The sequence below is a fragment of the Hymenobacter qilianensis genome, assembly GCF_014489555.1.
Lineage (GTDB): Bacteria > Bacteroidota > Bacteroidia > Cytophagales > Hymenobacteraceae > Hymenobacter > Hymenobacter qilianensis.
Genome location: NZ_CP060784.1, coordinates 1,711,769 through 1,728,113, shown reverse-complemented (window position 1 = coordinate 1,728,113; position 16,345 = coordinate 1,711,769). Strand labels below are relative to the sequence as shown.

Here is a 16,345-nt window from a genome sequence, read left to right as displayed (position 1 = left end):
GCTACATACTCCCTTCATGTCCTTCCTACCCAAATTCACGCTTGCTGCCGCTTTTGCGCTGGCTATGTTAGGCACTGCCGAACCAGCCCAGGCCCAGGTAAATATCAATATAAATCCACCCTCCTGGGGACCCGCGGCTCCAGCCGGCACGCAGTACTACTACATTCCTGAAGTGGGCGGCTACTACGACCTGCGCGACCAGCATTATGTGGTGCAGCGCGAAGGCAAATGGAAGCGCCTGAAGACTGTTTCCAACTACAATCCCAGCAGCTTTCACCCGGTCGTTATCAACTACGTGGGTGCGCAGCCATGGGTACTTATCCGGGAGCACAAAGTGAAATACCCGAAGGCTGGTCATCCGCACGGAATGCCCCCCGGCCAGGCTAAAAAGATGCGTGCCGCCCACCCTGCCGGCAATGTAATTGTGGTGCAGCAGCGGGGCGGCCACCCTGGTAAGGGTCACGGAAATGGCAAGGGTAAAGGCAAGCATTAATCCTTCTTTCTATTGCTGCACAAAGCACCCGGATTGTTCACCCAATCCGGGTGCTTTGCGTTTTAGCACACATGAAAATCTATCAACCCATCAGCTGCTCTTTCTACGACGAGCTGGAGGCCCGTGCCACCACTCGCCAGCCCTGCACCCTCACCTACCGGCCAGAGCCCGATATGCCCCCAGCACTTACAAAAACATCATCAGCGACTTGTTTATCAGGAATAAAGTAGAATACCTGCGCCTGCAGGACGGCTTTGAGCTGCGGCTGGATGCGCTGGTAGCAGTGGATGACAAAGAACTGCGCAATTACTGTTGAGCGTGCTTCTTTACCCTAGATTCGGCCACGAAGCCCAAAGTTTGAGAAATAATATTACGGCGACAGATCGAACGGAAAGAAATATAGTCACGTTGCCACGAGCAGTTCTGTACTACCCTTCTGAGCTTGGCGTACTTGGCTGATAAAGCTTACCTTTCTGTTCTGCCACACTTCGCCTCTATGCCTGACGCTACTCAACTGCCTACTATTCCAGAGTCTCCCGAGGCAGAAATTCGTGTCTTGCGCGAAGAAATCCGTCAGCTCCGCGAGGACAAAGCAGCAGCCAGCGCGCAGGCTTCCGAGGCCGATCTTTATCAGCAAAGCCAGGCTCGCTTTCGCACTGTATTCGAGAACTCGCCCTTAGGCCAGAAAATTATTACCTCCGACCTAACCATTCGCCAGGTTAACCCAGCCCTCTTAGCCATGATGGGCTACAGCCTGCCCGACGAGCTTATTGGCCGGCGCATTCTTGAGTTTTCGCATGCGCACTATTGCGATGATTGGAAGCAATTGCAAACGAAGCTGTGGGACCATAATCTTCCGCATTTCACCTTAGAAACCTGCCTAGAACGCGCCGATGGCTCTACCTTTTGGTGCCAAGTAACGTCCGTACTGTTCCCCGATGATGGGGGCGAGCTTGGATATACCATTTTAGAGGATATTTCTGAGCGCAAAAGCTTGGAGACTAAGCTCAAACGTCTCTACGACGCGCAGGAAACGATTCTGCAACTGGCCACGCACGATATGAAGGCCCCTATTGCCCACATTGAATTGCTGATAGACCTTCTTCAGCGCGAAGTGAACGGCCGGGGCGGGAGCGAGCCGCCTGCACCGGAAATGGTCCACTATTTGACCCTCATTCAACAGTCCTGCGCTCAGGCTAGCTCCCTGCTGGACGATGTGCTTTACGTCGGCGACCTTGATGTGCATGGGCTACAGAAAGAGTCAACCGATCTGAATGCATACCTAACAACACAGCTTGAAAAGTACCGCCTACGAGCCCAGGATAAAGGCATAAGTCTAGCTCTTGACTTACCCACTGAGGTCATTCATGCCAAGATCAATCCTGACAAGTTCAGCCGGGTATTGAGCAACCTGATCGGCAACTCCCTGAAGTTTACCCCCGCCACCGGAATAGTTACGCTTGGCCTGCGAGAGCACGATAACCGGGCCCTACTGACGGTGCAGGACACGGGCATTGGTATCCCCAGCAAGCTACACGCGCATTTGTTCGACAAATTCAATCCTACCCGGCGTACTGGCCTGCACGGCGAGACGACTACTGGCCTTGGGCTGTTCATAGCCAAGCAAATTGTGCAGCTACATGGTGGCGACATCTGGCTGGAAAGCCGTGAACAAGAAGGCACCTGCTTTTTTATTGAGCTGCCTTTTCAATAGAGCAGCGTTGCTTTGCGTAAATTTTACTATTTCTTCATACAAAAAGGCCCCCGCACGTGCGGGGGCTTTTTTGTATGAAGAAATAGTCGCGCTGATAATCAGGTTTAGAACTCCGCGTTTTTCGGAAAGCGTGGGAAGGGAATTACGTCCCGGATATTAGACATACCTGTCACGAAGAGCACCAGCCGCTCGAAGCCTAAGCCAAAGCCGGCGTGGGGGCAGTTCCGAACTTACGCAGCTCCAGATACCACCACAGCTCGTGCTCTTCCACGTGCATCTGCTCCATGCGGGTGCGCAGCTTCTCTAGGCTTTCTTCGCGTTGAGAGCCGCCAATGATTTCGCCGATGCCGGGAAACAGCACGTCCATGGCCCGCACGGTGCGCTCGTCGTCGTTGAGCTTCATATAGAACGCCTTGATATCCTTGGGATAGTCGGTCAGGATAACGGGCTTCTTGAAGTGCTTTTCTACCAGATAGCGCTCGTGCTCGCTTTGCAGGTCGGTGCCCCAATCCACGGGAAACTCAAATTTCTGCTTGGCCGCTTTCAGAATCTCCACGGCCTCGGTGTAAGTGAGGCGCTGGAAGTCATTCTCCACCACAAAGCGCAGGCGGTTTAGCAGCTCTTTATCGTATTGCTCGTTCAGAAACTGAAGGTCATCGGCGCACTTCTCCAGGGCATAGCGCACGAGGCTTTTGAGGAAATCCTCTGCTAGGTCCATGTTGTCCTGGAGGTCGTTGAACGCTACCTCGGGCTCGATCATCCAGAACTCCGCTAAGTGGCGGGCCGTGTTGGAATTTTCGGCGCGGAAAGTAGGCCCGAAGGTGTACACTTTGCCCAAGGCCATGGCCGCTACTTCAGCCTCCAGCTGGCCCGAAACGGTCAGGTTGGTTTGCTTGCCGAAGAAGTCCTCCTTAAAATCCACGGAGCCGTCGGCGGTGCGGGCGGGTGCTCGGGGGCAAAGTTGTGACCCGAAACATCTGTCCGGCACCCTCGGCGTCGGAGCCGGTGATAACGGGCGTGTGCACGTAATAGAAGCCGTGGTCGTTGAAGTACTGATGCACGGCAAAAGCCAAAGCGTGGCGCACGCGCAGCACGGCTCCAAACGTATTGGTGCGAGGCCGTAGGTGGGCAATTTCGCGCAAAAACTCCAGGGAGTGACCTTTCTTTTGCAGCGGATACTCTTCCGGGTCAGCAGTGCCAAGCACTTCTATTTCAAGCGCTTGAATTTCCACAGCCTGGCCCTTGCCCTGCGAAGCAACTAGCTGGCCGCGCACCGACAGGCAAGCGCCAGTGGCCACGTCCTTCAGCGACTCCTCCGGAAACTTCTCCGCGTCGGCTACTACCTGAATGTTGTGGATGGTAGAGCCGTCGTTCAGGGCGATAAACTGCACGTACTTATTGCCCCGGCGGGTGCGCACCCAACCTTTTACTACTACCTCGCGCTCCAGCTCCTGGCTTTGCAGCAGCTGCTGTACACTCGACCTTCTGACGGACATCGGACTCGAATTTCTGTGGTTTATACTCTGTGGGGGGCAAAGGTAGAGCTTTTCGCTAGCGCAGAAATTCGCACTCATCTTTAATGCTTTCCGAAGGCCTCAACTTTTTTACATCAACTCAAGTAGAGAATACGCTACATTTGAAGTAGTGCCCCATTTCACCGTCGCTGGGGCTTATTGCGTTTTCTGTGTATGCAACGACTTGATATGAAGCAGCTTCTCTCGCAGAAGCTGTCTCCCCAACAGATCCAATTCATTAAGCTGCTGCAAATTCCGACGGCGGAATTGGAGACGCGTATTAAGGAAGAGCTGGAAGTAAACCCCGCTTTGGAAGAAGGCGACGAGAATGAGGAAGAGCTGGAGCGCGACGACGATGACGACAGCGACGAGGATTTCGACGACCCAGACTCCGAGTTCGACAACGACGATAATACCCTCGATGAAGACTTCGACGACCGCTCGGAGGAGCAGCCCGAAGTAGAGCTACCCAAAGATGATATCGCCGACTCACCAGATAACCAGGATCTGGACCTGAGCGACTACCTCAACGACGATGAGATTGCGGGCTACAAGATGCAGGGCGACGGCCCCGGCGACGCCGAGGACGACCGCGAAATGCCCCTGGCCGACACGGGCTCTACGCTCATCGACTCGCTTTTTGATCAGCTGGGCTTTGCTGACTTAAGCGATAAGCAGTTCGCCATTGGCCGCCAGCTGCTGGGCTCCATCGACGGCGACGGCTACATTCGGCGCGACCTATCGGCCATTGCCAACGACTTGGCGTTTGCCCAAAATATTGAAGCTACGCCGGCCGAGATTGAGTGCGTGCTACACGTTATTCAGGCCTTCGATCCGGCCGGTATCGGAGCCCGTGACCTGCGTGAGTGCCTACTGCTGCAACTGGAGCGTCGGCCCGTAGATGACACGGTAGAAGCCGCCGAACGCATTCTTTCCGAATGCTACGACGAGTTTACCAAGAAGCACTACCCACGCATTCAGCAGCGGCTCGACCTGGAAGACGACGAGTTGAAGGAGGCTATTGCCTTGATTCTGAAGCTTAACCCCAAGCCCGGCGGCAGCGGTCCCACAGGCTTGGGCAAGGTACAGTACATCATCCCCGACTTTATTCTCAGCAACGACAACGGGCAGTTCAACCTGACGTTGAACTCGCGCAACGCGCCTGATCTGCGGGTGGCACCGGCGTATACCGAGATGTTTCAGGCCTACGATAAGGCTTCGAAAAAGGACCGGAAGATGAAGGAGGCCGTGACGTTTGTAAAGCAGAAGCTCGACGCGGCCCGGTGGTTTATCGATGCCATCCGGCAGCGCCAGCAAACCTTGCTGCGCACCATGGATGCCATTGTGCGCTACCAGCGCGAGTTCTTTCTGGAGGGCGACGAAAGTAAGCTCCGGCCTATGATTCTGAAGGACATAGCCCAGGAAATCAGCATGGACATTTCCACCGTGAGTAGGGTGGCGAATAGCAAGTCGGTGCAAACCGAGTTCGGCATCTATCCGTTGAAGTACTTCTTCTCCGAAGGTATTGCCACCGATTCGGGGAGGACGCCAGCTCGCGGGAGGTGAAGCATATTCTGAAGGAAATCATTGAGGGGGAAAGCAAAGGCAAGCCGCTTTCCGATGATAAGCTGGAGAAGATGCTCAATGCCCGCGGCTACAACATTGCCCGGCGCACGGTGGCCAAATACCGCGAGCAGCTCAATATTCCGGTAGCCCGACTTCGAAAGGAGTTGTAGAATCAGGGCAGCTGGGGGGCTTTTTTTACGCTTAACCTACTCAGCTTATGCGACTTCTTCTGCTCCCTTGCCTGCTCCTATTAGCCACGGCCTGCGACCGGCCAACCGGGTCCACAATGAATTCTAACGATGCATCGCTCCCGGCCGATGGCATGGTTGGCCGCGCCGCGTCGCCCAGCACGGGCTCTCCCTCCATTGCAGTCGCGACCGAAGGTCTGGGGGCATTTATCAGGGGTTGCTACCTTGCGCTGACTGCGCCGGCATCGAAACGGTGCTTTACCTTTATCCAGACAGCACCTACGTGGAGCGCCGCACCTACCTGGATCAGCCCAAGGAAGGCAACAATGATCAGGTAAGCTCCGGCCGTTGGGCGCAGGTGTCGGCCAACTTGGTGCGGCTCACGCGGCGCTCCGCCGCTGGTCCTACTGATTATCGCATGCGCCCCCGCGCCTTACAACAGCTTGATCTAGACGGGCAGGAAATAACCGGCGATTTGGCCGAGCGCTACGTGCTGGCGCAGGTAGGCAACTTATAGTTTCTGGAATTGGAAGCGAAAGCCGCAGTAGCTTAGGGCCGCAATCCTACTTTCTACGCTGTTGAATAAATCATTGGCGACGGCTCTTTCGCTGGCGTTTCATCCGTTGCTGGTGCCGTCCTACCTGTTTTACGCGGTCTGCTACCAACTGCCCGGCGTGGTGGCGCAGCCTGCCTTGTCAGACCGCTGGATAGTGCTGGCCGTCGTGTTTGGCTTTACCTTTTTATTGCCTGCCTTAGGTACGGGCGCGTTGTACTGGTTTGGCCGCCTCGACTCGCTGCTCCTTCGCGAGCGGGCCCAGCGGCCGCTGCCGTTGCTTTTCGCCGCAATTAGTTTTGCCGGTGCCACATACCTGCTGCGCCAGCCACCTTTTGCTCTTCTGCTGGGTACTATGATGCTGGGTATGACTCTGGCCGTGCTGCTGACGCTCCTCATTTCACTGCGCTGGAAAATCAGTGCCCACGGCGTGGGTGTGGGGGGCTCTTTTGCATTGTTTTTATTGCTTCACCTTACAGATGTGGCGGGTTGGGCCAGCTTTTGGTGGCTACTGGCAGCTGCCTTTTTGGCCCTCGCCGTGGTTAGCGCCCGCCTTGCGCTTGATGCGCACACGCCCGCCCAAGCCTGGGCCGGACTGGGCCTAGGAATCAGCGTGGTTATGAGTCTGGTGCTGGGAGTTGCCTTCCTGTAGCTCCTTGCTTTAGTGCTAAAATTGGATCTTGACCGCTGCCTCGGCCGGTGTATCTTTACCGACCACCCAACCGTCGTATGTATCACGCATGTCCCTTTCCACTTTATCGGCTGCCCCCGCTTCTGCAGAAGCTCTGCTCACTCAATTGCACCAGGAGCGAAGCCGGCGCGAGGAAGCCGAACAGGAGCTCGCCGCCCTACGGCATGAGCTTGAGGTAGCCCAGGCCACTGCCCAGCGCCATCAGTCGCGCCTGACCGCGTTAGCTCAAAACTTGAAAATGGGCATAATGCTCTTGGACAACGATGGACGCGTGCTTATGGTCAATCGGCCCTATTGCAAGCTTTTTGGCATTCCCGACGAGCCAGAAAGCCTGTATGGATCTACTGGCCTGGAAATCGCGGCGCGTAGTCAGCATAATTACCCCGATCCTGCTGCCTATGTGGCGCGGGCCAAAGAAGTAAGAGCCGCGGGTCGTACGATAATGAGTGAGGAGGTAATGCTGGCCGACGGCCGGGTACTGGAGCGCGACTACATTGTGCTTGATGATGTGATGGCCGGCCGGCTGGTTTGCTACCGCGACATCACCATTCGCTACCGCCGCAATGCCCGCGCAAACACTATTTCTCTGCTGGCTCAGCAAAGCCCCAATCCTATTCTGCGCCTCACGCCCGGCGGCGACCTGCTGTACGCCAACCCGGCGGCCAGCCAGCTTGCGCAAAGCTATAAGCAGGATGGCCCCAATGAACTGCGCACTCAGCTGGTAGCTTTGGTAACGATAGCGCTCCGCACATCGGCTCATCAGCAGCGTGAGATAAGCGTAGCTAATCAGCACTATCTGCTCATTGTAACTCCAGTGCCCGGTGAGAACTATGCCAGCTTATACCTGACCAATATTACGGCTCGCCGGGAGGCCGAGCAAAAGCTGACCCAACAGCGCGAGTTCTACGAAACCATTCTCAATCAGCTGCCCGTGGGGGTCGCTGCCCTGGATGCTGAGCACCGCTACCTATTTGCCAACCCCACGGCGGCCCCCGACCCCGCAACCCGCACCGCGATACTGGGCATGACCAACCGGGAGGCTTGTCTGTATCGGCAGCGCCCTTCGGCACTGGCTGAGCTGCGCGACGCTTATTTCGCCCAAGCCATCCAGGAGCGCCAAGGCATAAGCTGGGAGGAAAGCTTTCAGGAACCTGGGGGGCAAATTCAGGTATTGCGCAGCTTCCAGCCTGTATTTAACCCCGATGGCTCCCTGCGCATGGTGGTCAGCTCAGGCCTGGATATCTCAGCCCGCCAACAGGCAGAAGAGAAGCTGGCGGCACAGCGGCAGTTTTATGAAACGGTTCTCAATCAGCTACCCGCCGATATAGCCGTACTCGATGCTCAGGGCCGTTATGTGTTTGCGAATCCGGTAAGTATTAAAGATCAGGACATTCGGGAATGGATAATAGGCAAGACTGATCTGGATTACTGCGCATACCGCCAGCGCCCCACCGACGTGGCCGAGAACCGGCAGCGCATGTTTGAGCAAGCCGTTTGCGACCGGGGCCAGGTAACGTGGGAGGAACTGACCGTTGGCACCCACGAGCCGCGCTATGTCCTGCGCCGGTTCCAGCCCATATTTACCCCCGACGGCGCGCTGCACCTGATGCTGGCTTACGGCCTCGATATTACGGAGCGTCATCAGGCCGAGGAGATGCACCGCCGCAGCGAGCTGGTTGTGCGTGAGCAGCAGGAGTTTATTCGTCAGATAGTGAATACTGTTCCAAACCTGCTATATGTAAATGACGAGGAAGGGGATATCATGTTTTCTAATACCGCATTTGATGACCTGATCAGTCGGAGCAACCATACGCGGGTGCGGAAAAACGAGGAATCACCTGAAGAATCTGAGAATCAACAGCTTAATGTACTCAACCGGCGAGTGCTGGCGAGCCGGCGAGAGCAATCGACTGAAATGCCCTTTACTCTGGCCAGCGGCGAAACTCGTCATTATCAGGTAGTAAAGCGGCCGTTGGTGCGCCCCGAGGGCACGGTGCAGGTGCTCACCGTCAGCACCGATATCACAGAAGTGAAGCGCATTCGTCATACGCTGGAGCGCAAGGCCAAGCAGTACCGCGACCTCATGCAGTACACGCAAGCCCTGATTTGTACTCACGACCTCAACGGCATTATTCTTTCTGCCAACCCGGCACTGGCCAGCCTTATGGGCGTCTCGATCAATAATATGGTCGGAAGGCCGCTTGCGCAAGGCTTGATAGTAGACCAGGAAGCTGATCTGGAAGCGTATCTTGCCGCATTTCGCAAACAGCGGGAGGTATCGGGTATTGTGAACGTAAAGCCGCTGGGCAGCCCTGGTTCTCGCTACTTGCTGTATCACAACTGCTTAGTAGCCGAGGCCGGCGAACTACCCTATGTAATTGCTTACGCTCAGGATATAACGGACCGCATACTAGCCGAGGATGAGCTGCGGCGGGCGAAGCTGGTAGCCGAATCGGCGGCTCGCTCGCGGGAAAACTTTTTGGCCAATATGAGCCATGAAATTCGCACCCCCATGAATGGGGTGCTGGGCATGGCCGGTTTGCTGGCGCGTACTGATCTGAACGCTCAACAGCGCGAGTACCTCGACATTATTCGCAACTCCGGACAGCACCTGCTGGGTGTGCTGAACGACGTGCTGGATGTAGCTAAAATCACCTCGGGAAACCTGGAGTTGGAGCGCACGCCCTTCGACTTATGCCAGGCGCTGAAAACGGCAGGCCAAACTGTTGCATTTCAGGCAGCTGAGAAAGGTATTGGCTTCGATGTAACCCCTCCTCCCATCTCCGATCCCCTGATACTCAGTGACCCGTATAGACTCAAACAAGTACTGCTTAACCTACTGAGTAACAGCATTAAGTTTACCGAAAAAGGCAGCGTTGTGCTGGCGTGCCAACTATTGGATGAAACGGCCAGGGAAGTCACCATCAGCTTTCAAGTGAGCGACACCGGGCCGGGCGTACCCATACATAAACAGGAGGCCATCTTCGCCAGCTTCTCGCAGGCCTATGCCGATACGACGCGCCGCTTTGGGGGCACGGGCCTGGGCCTGACCATAAGCAGCAGCTTAGTGGAACAGCTGGGCGGGCACCTGCTGATGTGCAGTGAGCCGGGCCGCGGCAGCACCTTTAGCTTTACGCTCACCTTTGAAAAAGCCCCCAGGGCACCATTAATACGAATAAAGCCGATTCGGAGCTTGAATACGCCGCCGCTGCGGTGCACGGTATGCGCGTGCTGCTAGTGGAAGACAACGACGTGAACCGCCAGGTAGCTCAACTGATATTGGCCAACTATGGGGTAACAGTAGATGCGGCCCCCAATGGCGCTACTGCGCTCCGCCTGTTCGGGGAGCAACGCTACGATTTGATTCTGATGGATATTCAGATGCCCGGCATGAGTGGCCTGGAAGTTACCGCTCAAATCCGGCGGCACCCTGACGCTGTGCGGGCCCGCACGCCTATCATTGCTCTCACGGCCAACGCGTTTCACGAAGCCAATGAAAAATATCTGGCCGTGGGCATCGACGACTGCCTGACCAAGCCTTTCGAAGAGGCCGAGCTGCTGGAAAAAATGAGTGTATTGCGTCAGGCCTCGCAGCAGGCCACGCGGCCCCTGTTCGACTTAAGTGAACTGTATCAGATGGCACACGGCCAGACGAACTTTGTGCGCAGCATTCTCGACTCGTTTCTAGAAAATACGCCGGAGGTTGTAACTCAACTTACGGCAGCTTCCGAAGCTTCCGATTGGGCTCAGGTTGGCGCCTTGGTTCACAAAATCAAGCCTTCGCTTAAGGTACTGCATGCTCACGACTTACTGACGCCTATCCGAACGCTGGAAGCCCCCGACTCCTTGCCAGAAGAAAGCGCTAAGGCAACCAAACAGCTTATTCAGCTGCTCCCGCAGCTGCTCCGTGCCCTGGAGCAGCGCCGCCAGAAGCTATCGTAAGCAGTAGCTCCTTAACCAGCCAAGCCCGGAACTGCCTCCATTTATAGTGGGGGCAGTTCCGGGCTTGGCTGGTTAATCGGTTGTTATAGAAGCTAGTAACGCAGATCTAGTCCGGCCGGCATAGCTGGCTGTAGTCGCTCGGCTACCCGCTGCACAGCTTGCTGAAAGCGGTTGTAGGAAAAGGGCTTGACTAAGTAATCGGCTATGTTCAACTCGTAAGCTTCCATGCCGAAGCTCTCGTAGGCAGTCGTAAAAATCACTTCTGGCGGCTCGGGAAGCAGGCGCATCATCTCGATACCGTTCAGGTCGGGCATCTCCACATCCAGAAACAGTACATCAACGCGCCGACCTAAACTGAAAAAGTTCAGCCCTTCTACACCGCCTTTTAAGGAAGCCATCAGATGAAGGGAGTCGGTGAGGCCGATGCAATGCTGAAGAGTTAAGCGATTAATCTCGTCGTCGTCGATGATAGCACAAGTAAGAATGCGGGGGGAGACAAGGCCTTCAAGCAACATAACTAAACAAACAGGACAGCAGAAGAGTGTGTACGTATGAGCAAACAAAAAGCGCTCCTGAAAGCGGTCGACAAAACAACCAAATTACCGGCCAGATTATCGAATCATTCGCTTTTTGATGAATATAATCCAATCAACCAATAAAATGATTGAAAAATATTAACACAACAATCTAATTACTGATATAAGCACCAAGCTATTATGCTTCTGGTAAAGCTGAAAAGGGTGTCTGCTGTTTTAGAACAATTCCAGTTTCTTCCTAATTTGAATTAGCAGTAGCTCTGGGGGCTTTTTTAAACTAAATGGACGCTAGGCCATGCTGGAGAGCGCGTCTATTTTCTCCATTTCCTGCCGTACCATTTCCTGCACGGCAGGCAAATCATAATCTGCCTCGGTTTGGATGTGCGGCATAAGGCGCTGCATAATGCTTTCCTGTCGCTGTCCGTTGGCCCAGGCGTCGGCGTAGGGTGTATCCGAGAATGTAACCTGCGAATAGAGCGGCAGCCACTGGTCGGGATACTGGGCCGAAATCTTGCTTTCAATCTTCTTTTGAAGCAGAAAGCGCGGATTAGCTACCCGGTCGCGCATTTCCTCAAAGTTATAAATAGCTAGGTCGGCCATAGCGTCGGCGTTGGGTTTGCGCTGGCGCTGAAACTCGCTGAATACCATGTGCCAGTCCTCGCCGTACTGGTTGAGCAAGGAATCCAGGACGCTGCAATCTTCGAAGCCGGCATTCATCCCTTGGCCGTAGAAGGGCACAATGGCGTGCGAGGCATCGCCCAGCAGCACTATTTCATCTTTGTGCACCCACGGAAAACACTTAACCGTAATCAGGGAGCCAGTTGGGTTTTGGATAAACTCCTCGGCCAGATCGGGCATAAAAGGCACCGCGTCGGGAAACCTTTCTTTAAAAAACTCCTGAACCTGCGGAGCCGTTTCCAGGGCCGTAAAAGACTCCTGCCCTTCGTAGGGAAAAAACAGCGTGCAATTGAACGAGCCATCGAGATTAGGCAGGGCAATCATCATATACTGACCCCGGGGCCAGATATGGAGGGCGTTCTTCTCCAGCTGCCACTCGCTGTTGGGACCCGCCTCAATGGTCAGTTCCTTGTAGCCATACTCCAGATAGCTCTGCGAGAACTCGTAGCGGTCGGTTTTCTGCATGGCTCCCCGCACGGCCGAGTAAGCGCCATCGGCCCCAAACAGGCGCCGGAAGGGCAGCGTTTGCTCCTGATCGGTGAGCGTGTTGTGCATTTCCAGCCGCCGGGCGCGCAAATCGACGTGCTGGCAATGCTCATTGAAGTGCATACGGATGCGCGGATCGGCCTCCGTGAGGTTGAGAAGCGTCCGATTTAGCCCACCGCGCGATACGGAGTAAATAGCCTGATTTTCACGGCCGTAGGGCTGATACGTGAGGCGTCCCTGCTGGTCGTGCATCACGCGCCGATACATGGGAATGGCTACTTCGCGCACCTGCTCACTGATGCCGACGCCCTCCAGGGCCCGCCAGCCTCTATCCGACAACGCCAGATTGATAGACCGACCCTCCACGGCCCCACTCAGGCGCGGGTCGGCGCGGCGCTCATACACATCGACTACGTGGCCGCGACGGGCCAGATAAAGCGCCAGCAGCGACCCTACCAGCCCCGCTCCCATAATGGTACAAGGAGATAGATCGGTGGCAGCCGCCGTGGCGGCGGAAGAAGGCGTACCCATAAGCAAAGAAGCTGAAAGCCGACAAGTAAAGCGACGGGCGGCAAAAGTAGTCGTTTACGACCTATTTGACCCGGCGGACAAACGAATACGCCATAACGGCTGCTGGGAGGCAATTATCTGACTACCGTAGTTGACTTTTGGCCTCAACAATCCGCCTAAAAGTTAGATTCAAACGCGCTTCCACTGGGCGACTAGTTTTTGGCAGAGCGTGTTGCCAGCGCTGCTGGGTGAGGCCGCGCATTACCAACAGGCTGCCGGGGGGCAAATCCAGCCCAAGGGGAGCATGCAGCGGCGTACCAGCGCCGGGTCGGAGCCGGAAACGCCGCGTTGCGCCTAGACTTACGGAAGCAATAACAGGGCACGGGCCCAAATCCGGCTCATTGTCGGCGTGCCAGCCCATGCTGTCCTGGCCCGTGCGGTAGAGGTTGAGTAATACGCTGTTGAACTCCGCCCCGGTGGCATGGCTTACCTGCTGGCGCAGCTGCTGCAAAGCTGGGGTCCAGGGCTGCGGCTCCAGGCTGAGCCCTGAGTAACGGTAGCGAGCATTGGGGTCGCCGTGCCAGGAGGTCAGGCGGGGCTGCATCACTTCCTTGCCAAACATCTTAATAGGTTCGTGACGCCACGGAATAGTATCGAGCAACTCCTGAAGAAGCTCCATGGCTGCTCTGGGGGGCAAAAAGTGCGGATCGAGCAGCACTTCGGCATCGGGCAGGGGCAGCAGCGTGAGCGGCACGGCAATTATCTATGACATTGATATCGATGCCTCACAGCAAATTATTGCCCTGGCAGCTTGCCGAGGAACTTAGCCAGAAAGCTAGCCGCCCATAGCGTCAGGCCAATTTTTATAGCCGCACAAATGATAAAAGGCAACAGCCAGCTCCGGCTCTGATAAGGCGTAGCGCCCACGTAGCGAGGCCAAAACCAGAAGATATACACCACAATGGCCGGCAGATCGAAGAAGGCCCCGAACCAAGGATTTAGTCCGTAGCGCTGCACAACCCAGCTTAGAATCAGGCCACCCACAACTAAGTATGCTATTATAAACAGGACAAGCCGCACGGTAGCATCAGTCCGCTTGAGGGCGCGGAAGTTGAGCGCTAGCAAAGCTCCGCCAGCCAACATCGAGAACACGACCGAAAACAAGGTGATGGTGCTGGGCGAGTATAGCGTTGGACCTATTTCCTCAGCTTCTTCTGCGGCAGTGGCATCCACGGCGCGCTGCTGATCTTCAGCTGTTTGCGCTACCTGCTTTTGAACTTCAGCCTCCAGCTCGGGGCGCAGCTGGGCGTCGTCGGGGTGGGGCTCACCGCGCCGGGCCAGCTCATCGAGTGCCGCCAGCACGGCATCTTCGCGGTACTGGGCGCGGCCGCTCACATATTGCTGGAGTTCAGCGAGGCTTTTGCGGCCCATTTTGGCCACGTAGTCTTCAGTCATCTTAGTAATGAAGGGCGAGGAGGCTGCGAAAAGGGCAACCACAAATTCCTCTACGTAAATTCACTCCAAAACGAACAGCTAACCCACCTTTTCCGCCCACGCGGCCATCAGTTCGCCTACGCGCTGCACCTCCCCAAAGGTATTGTAAAGCGGCACCGGCGCCAGCCGAATCACGTTGGGCTCGCGCCAATCGCCAATCACACCGGCTTCCGACAGGTAGTCGAACAGACCGCGGCCATCCTTATGCACCAGCAAGGAAAGCTGGCAGCCACGGGCATGGGGCTCGGAGGGCGTAATGATTTCGAGGATGCTGGGGGGCAAATTCAGGTTGCGCAGCACAAACTCCAGATAAGCCGTGAGCTGCTCACTTTTGCGCCGAAGTACTGCAATGCCGCCCGCCTCGTCTACAATATTCAGGGCCGCGCGGTGCATGGCCAACGCGATGATCTGGCCGTTGGCCAGCTGCCAGCCCGCGGCCCCAGCCATTGGCTTAAAGCCTTTTTTCATTTGAAAGCGCTCAGAGGCATCGTGGCCCCACCAGCCCGCAAGGCGCGGCAGATCGGGGCGGTTGGCGAAGCGCTCGTGCACGAATGCCCCGCTTACGCCACCGGGACCGGAGTTGAGGTATTTGTAAGAACACCAGCAGGCGAAGTCCACATCCCAATCATGTAGGTGCATGACCAAGTTGCCGGCCGCATGCGCCAAATCGAAGCCCACCGTAGCGCCGACGGCGTGCCCAGCCTTGGTAATGGCTTGCATATCAAATGCCTGGCCCGTGTAATAATTAATACCCCCAGCAGCACCAACGCCAGCTCATCGCCTACTTCCCTGATTTTGGCCTCAATATCTTCGGTCCGCAAGGTGCGCTCGCCGGGCCGGGGTACCAGTTCCACAATGGCATCATCGGGCGCGTAGCCATGCAGCTTCACCTGCGATTCCACCGCGTATTGATCTGAGGGGAAAGCGCCACCTTCCATCAGCACTTTGTAGCGCGTGGCCGTGGGACGATAAAAAGAAATCAGCAGCAGGTGCAGGTTGGTCGTCAAGTTGTTCATCACAATGACTTCCAATGGCTTGGCGCCTACCAATCGTGCCGTAGAGTCGGCTAGGGTTTCGTGATAGGGCATCCACGGCGACTTCCCGCGAAAGTGTCCTTCCACGGCCTGCCGTTCCCACGATTCCAGCTCCTGCTCAATAGCGGCCCGCACGGTGCGCGGCTGCAAACCCAATGAATTACCGCAGAAGTAGATGCTCTCACCCCCATCCGGCGCGGGCGGAATATGAAACTGCTCGCGGAAGCGGCGTAGCGGATCTTGGGCGTCGAGGGTGGCGGCGAATTCGGGGTGGCTTGGAAAGTGGTCATCGAAAGCAAAGATAGCCACAATGGGTTTGCTTACCCATACCCGAACAGGCTCTTCTAGGCGGGCACCGGCGCAGGCTTTTCCATCACCGTTCCGCAGCTGCGGCAGGTGCGCAGCTCCTCCGACTCCCAGAAACGGTTCATGATGGAGGGCAATTGCTGCACGATGTCCGTGATTTCGGCGTACTCTTCGTGCAGCTTGGTGCCGCAGTTCTCGCAAAACCACAGGAAGCCGTCCAGCTCGCCGGCCGTGCGGTAGCGCTCCAGCACCAGCCCCACGGTACCGGCCGGGCGCCGGGGCGAATGAGGAACTCCGCCCGGCAGCAGAAACATCTCCCCGGCCCGCACCGGAATATCTACCGGCTTGCCATCCTCAATTACTTTAATAACAATATCGCCCTCAATCTGTAGAAAAAGCTCTTCACCCTCATCGTAGTGGTAGTCTTTGCGGGCATTGGGCCCACCTACCACCATCACGATAAAATCTTTATTATCTGTAAAGACCTGCTGATTGCCAACAGGCGGCTTCAGCAGATGGCGGTGTTCATCAATCCACTGCTGAAAATTGAAAGGACGGGCGAGAGCCATAAGGTTTTGCTGCTTAGTTAACGTAGGCCGATGTAACCGGCAACTAACGGGTCTGTCTTACGGAAGCAACT

Annotated in this window: 12 protein-coding genes and 3 pseudogenes; 8 read left to right on the top strand and 7 right to left on the bottom strand. The window is 56.0% G+C overall.

The features are described from left to right. The first annotated feature begins 16 nt into the window (after window positions 1–16). From H9L05_RS07940 to H9L05_RS07930, 3 genes are all read left to right on the top strand, one after another. A complete protein-coding gene (locus H9L05_RS07940) occupies window positions 17–493 on the top strand; it encodes a hypothetical protein (protein WP_187733707.1) in 477 nt (158 codons plus the stop codon). A 55-nt stretch (window positions 494–548) separates the two neighbouring features. Then, complete coding sequence (locus H9L05_RS07935; RefSeq protein WP_187733706.1) at window positions 549–809, top strand: hypothetical protein; 261 nt, start codon at window positions 549–551, stop codon at window positions 807–809. Window positions 810–989: 180 nt separating this feature from the next. After that, the gene (locus H9L05_RS07930) at window positions 990–2,207 is read left to right on the top strand and encodes a PAS domain-containing sensor histidine kinase (protein WP_187733705.1); all 1,218 of its coding nucleotides are present in this window, start codon (window positions 990–992) and stop codon (window positions 2,205–2,207) included. A gap of 104 nt (window positions 2,208–2,311) precedes the next feature. Here H9L05_RS07930 and asnS read toward each other — a convergent pair. Next, window positions 2,312–3,703: pseudogene (asnS, locus tag H9L05_RS07925) on the bottom strand (asparagine--tRNA ligase). A 192-nt stretch (window positions 3,704–3,895) separates the two neighbouring features. Between asnS and rpoN the strand changes: the two are divergent. The 5 genes and pseudogenes from rpoN to H9L05_RS07900 all read left to right on the top strand — a co-directional run bounded on the left by rpoN (window position 3,896) and on the right by H9L05_RS07900 (window position 10,661). Next, a pseudogene (gene rpoN, locus H9L05_RS07920) lies at window positions 3,896–5,457 on the top strand (RNA polymerase factor sigma-54). Between the two features lie 235 nt (window positions 5,458–5,692). After that, window positions 5,693–5,992 (top strand): copper resistance protein NlpE, encoded by a 300-nt coding sequence (locus H9L05_RS07915; RefSeq protein ID WP_187733704.1) that lies wholly within the window; start codon window positions 5,693–5,695, stop codon window positions 5,990–5,992. A gap of 61 nt (window positions 5,993–6,053) precedes the next feature. Beyond that, window positions 6,054–6,680, top strand: a complete 627-nt coding sequence (locus H9L05_RS07910) for a hypothetical protein (protein ID WP_187733703.1) — start codon at window positions 6,054–6,056, stop codon at window positions 6,678–6,680. An 88-nt stretch (window positions 6,681–6,768) separates the two neighbouring features. Then, the gene (locus H9L05_RS07905; RefSeq protein ID WP_187733702.1) at window positions 6,769–9,957 is read left to right on the top strand and encodes a sensor histidine kinase; all 3,189 of its coding nucleotides are present in this window, start codon (window positions 6,769–6,771) and stop codon (window positions 9,955–9,957) included. Next, complete coding sequence (locus tag H9L05_RS07900; protein ID WP_187733701.1) at window positions 9,942–10,661, top strand: response regulator; 720 nt, start codon at window positions 9,942–9,944, stop codon at window positions 10,659–10,661. Before H9L05_RS07905 ends, H9L05_RS07900 begins: the two co-directional genes overlap by 16 nt. Before the next feature lie 92 nt (window positions 10,662–10,753). Here the strand turns inward: H9L05_RS07900 and H9L05_RS07895 are convergent, their stop codons facing one another. The 6 genes and pseudogenes from H9L05_RS07895 to H9L05_RS07870 all read right to left on the bottom strand — a co-directional run bounded on the left by H9L05_RS07895 (window position 10,754) and on the right by H9L05_RS07870 (window position 16,274). Further along, window positions 10,754–11,176 (bottom strand): LytR/AlgR family response regulator transcription factor, encoded by a 423-nt coding sequence (locus H9L05_RS07895; protein ID WP_187733700.1) that lies wholly within the window; start codon window positions 11,174–11,176, stop codon window positions 10,754–10,756. A gap of 309 nt (window positions 11,177–11,485) precedes the next feature. After that, window positions 11,486–12,892 (bottom strand): FAD-dependent oxidoreductase, encoded by a 1,407-nt coding sequence (locus tag H9L05_RS07890; RefSeq protein WP_187733699.1) that lies wholly within the window; start codon window positions 12,890–12,892, stop codon window positions 11,486–11,488. 121 nt (window positions 12,893–13,013) lie between these two features. Continuing rightward, a complete protein-coding gene (locus tag H9L05_RS07885) occupies window positions 13,014–13,625 on the bottom strand; it encodes an alpha-ketoglutarate-dependent dioxygenase AlkB family protein (RefSeq protein ID WP_187733698.1) in 612 nt (203 codons plus the stop codon). A 41-nt stretch (window positions 13,626–13,666) separates the two neighbouring features. Beyond that, window positions 13,667–14,326 (bottom strand): hypothetical protein, encoded by a 660-nt coding sequence (locus tag H9L05_RS07880; protein WP_187733697.1) that lies wholly within the window; start codon window positions 14,324–14,326, stop codon window positions 13,667–13,669. Window positions 14,327–14,404: 78 nt separating this feature from the next. Then, window positions 14,405–15,702, bottom strand: a pseudogene (gene kynU / locus H9L05_RS27175) (kynureninase). 41 nt (window positions 15,703–15,743) lie between these two features. Then, entirely contained in the window at window positions 15,744–16,274 is a 531-nt protein-coding gene (locus H9L05_RS07870) for a 3-hydroxyanthranilate 3,4-dioxygenase (protein WP_187733696.1), read from the bottom strand. Window positions 16,275–16,345: the final 71 nt, after the last annotated feature.

Excerpts from the sequence above, each read along its gene's own strand:
- H9L05_RS07900 (WP_187733701.1), top strand. The coding sequence starts at position 9,942 with ATGCGCGTGCTGCTAGTGGAAGACAACGACGTGAACCGCCAGGTAGCT.
- H9L05_RS07880 (WP_187733697.1), bottom strand. The coding sequence starts at position 14,326 with ATGACTGAAGACTACGTGGCCAAAATGGGCCGCAAAAGCCTCGCTGAA.
- H9L05_RS07870 (WP_187733696.1), bottom strand. The coding sequence starts at position 16,274 with ATGGCTCTCGCCCGTCCTTTCAATTTTCAGCAGTGGATTGATGAACAC.
- H9L05_RS07940 (WP_187733707.1), top strand. The coding sequence starts at position 17 with ATGTCCTTCCTACCCAAATTCACGCTTGCTGCCGCTTTTGCGCTGGCT.
- H9L05_RS07905 (WP_187733702.1), top strand. The coding sequence starts at position 6,769 with ATGTCCCTTTCCACTTTATCGGCTGCCCCCGCTTCTGCAGAAGCTCTG.
- H9L05_RS07895 (WP_187733700.1), bottom strand. The coding sequence starts at position 11,176 with ATGTTGCTTGAAGGCCTTGTCTCCCCCCGCATTCTTACTTGTGCTATC.
- H9L05_RS07890 (WP_187733699.1), bottom strand. The coding sequence starts at position 12,892 with ATGGGTACGCCTTCTTCCGCCGCCACGGCGGCTGCCACCGATCTATCT.
- H9L05_RS07930 (WP_187733705.1), top strand. The coding sequence starts at position 990 with ATGCCTGACGCTACTCAACTGCCTACTATTCCAGAGTCTCCCGAGGCA.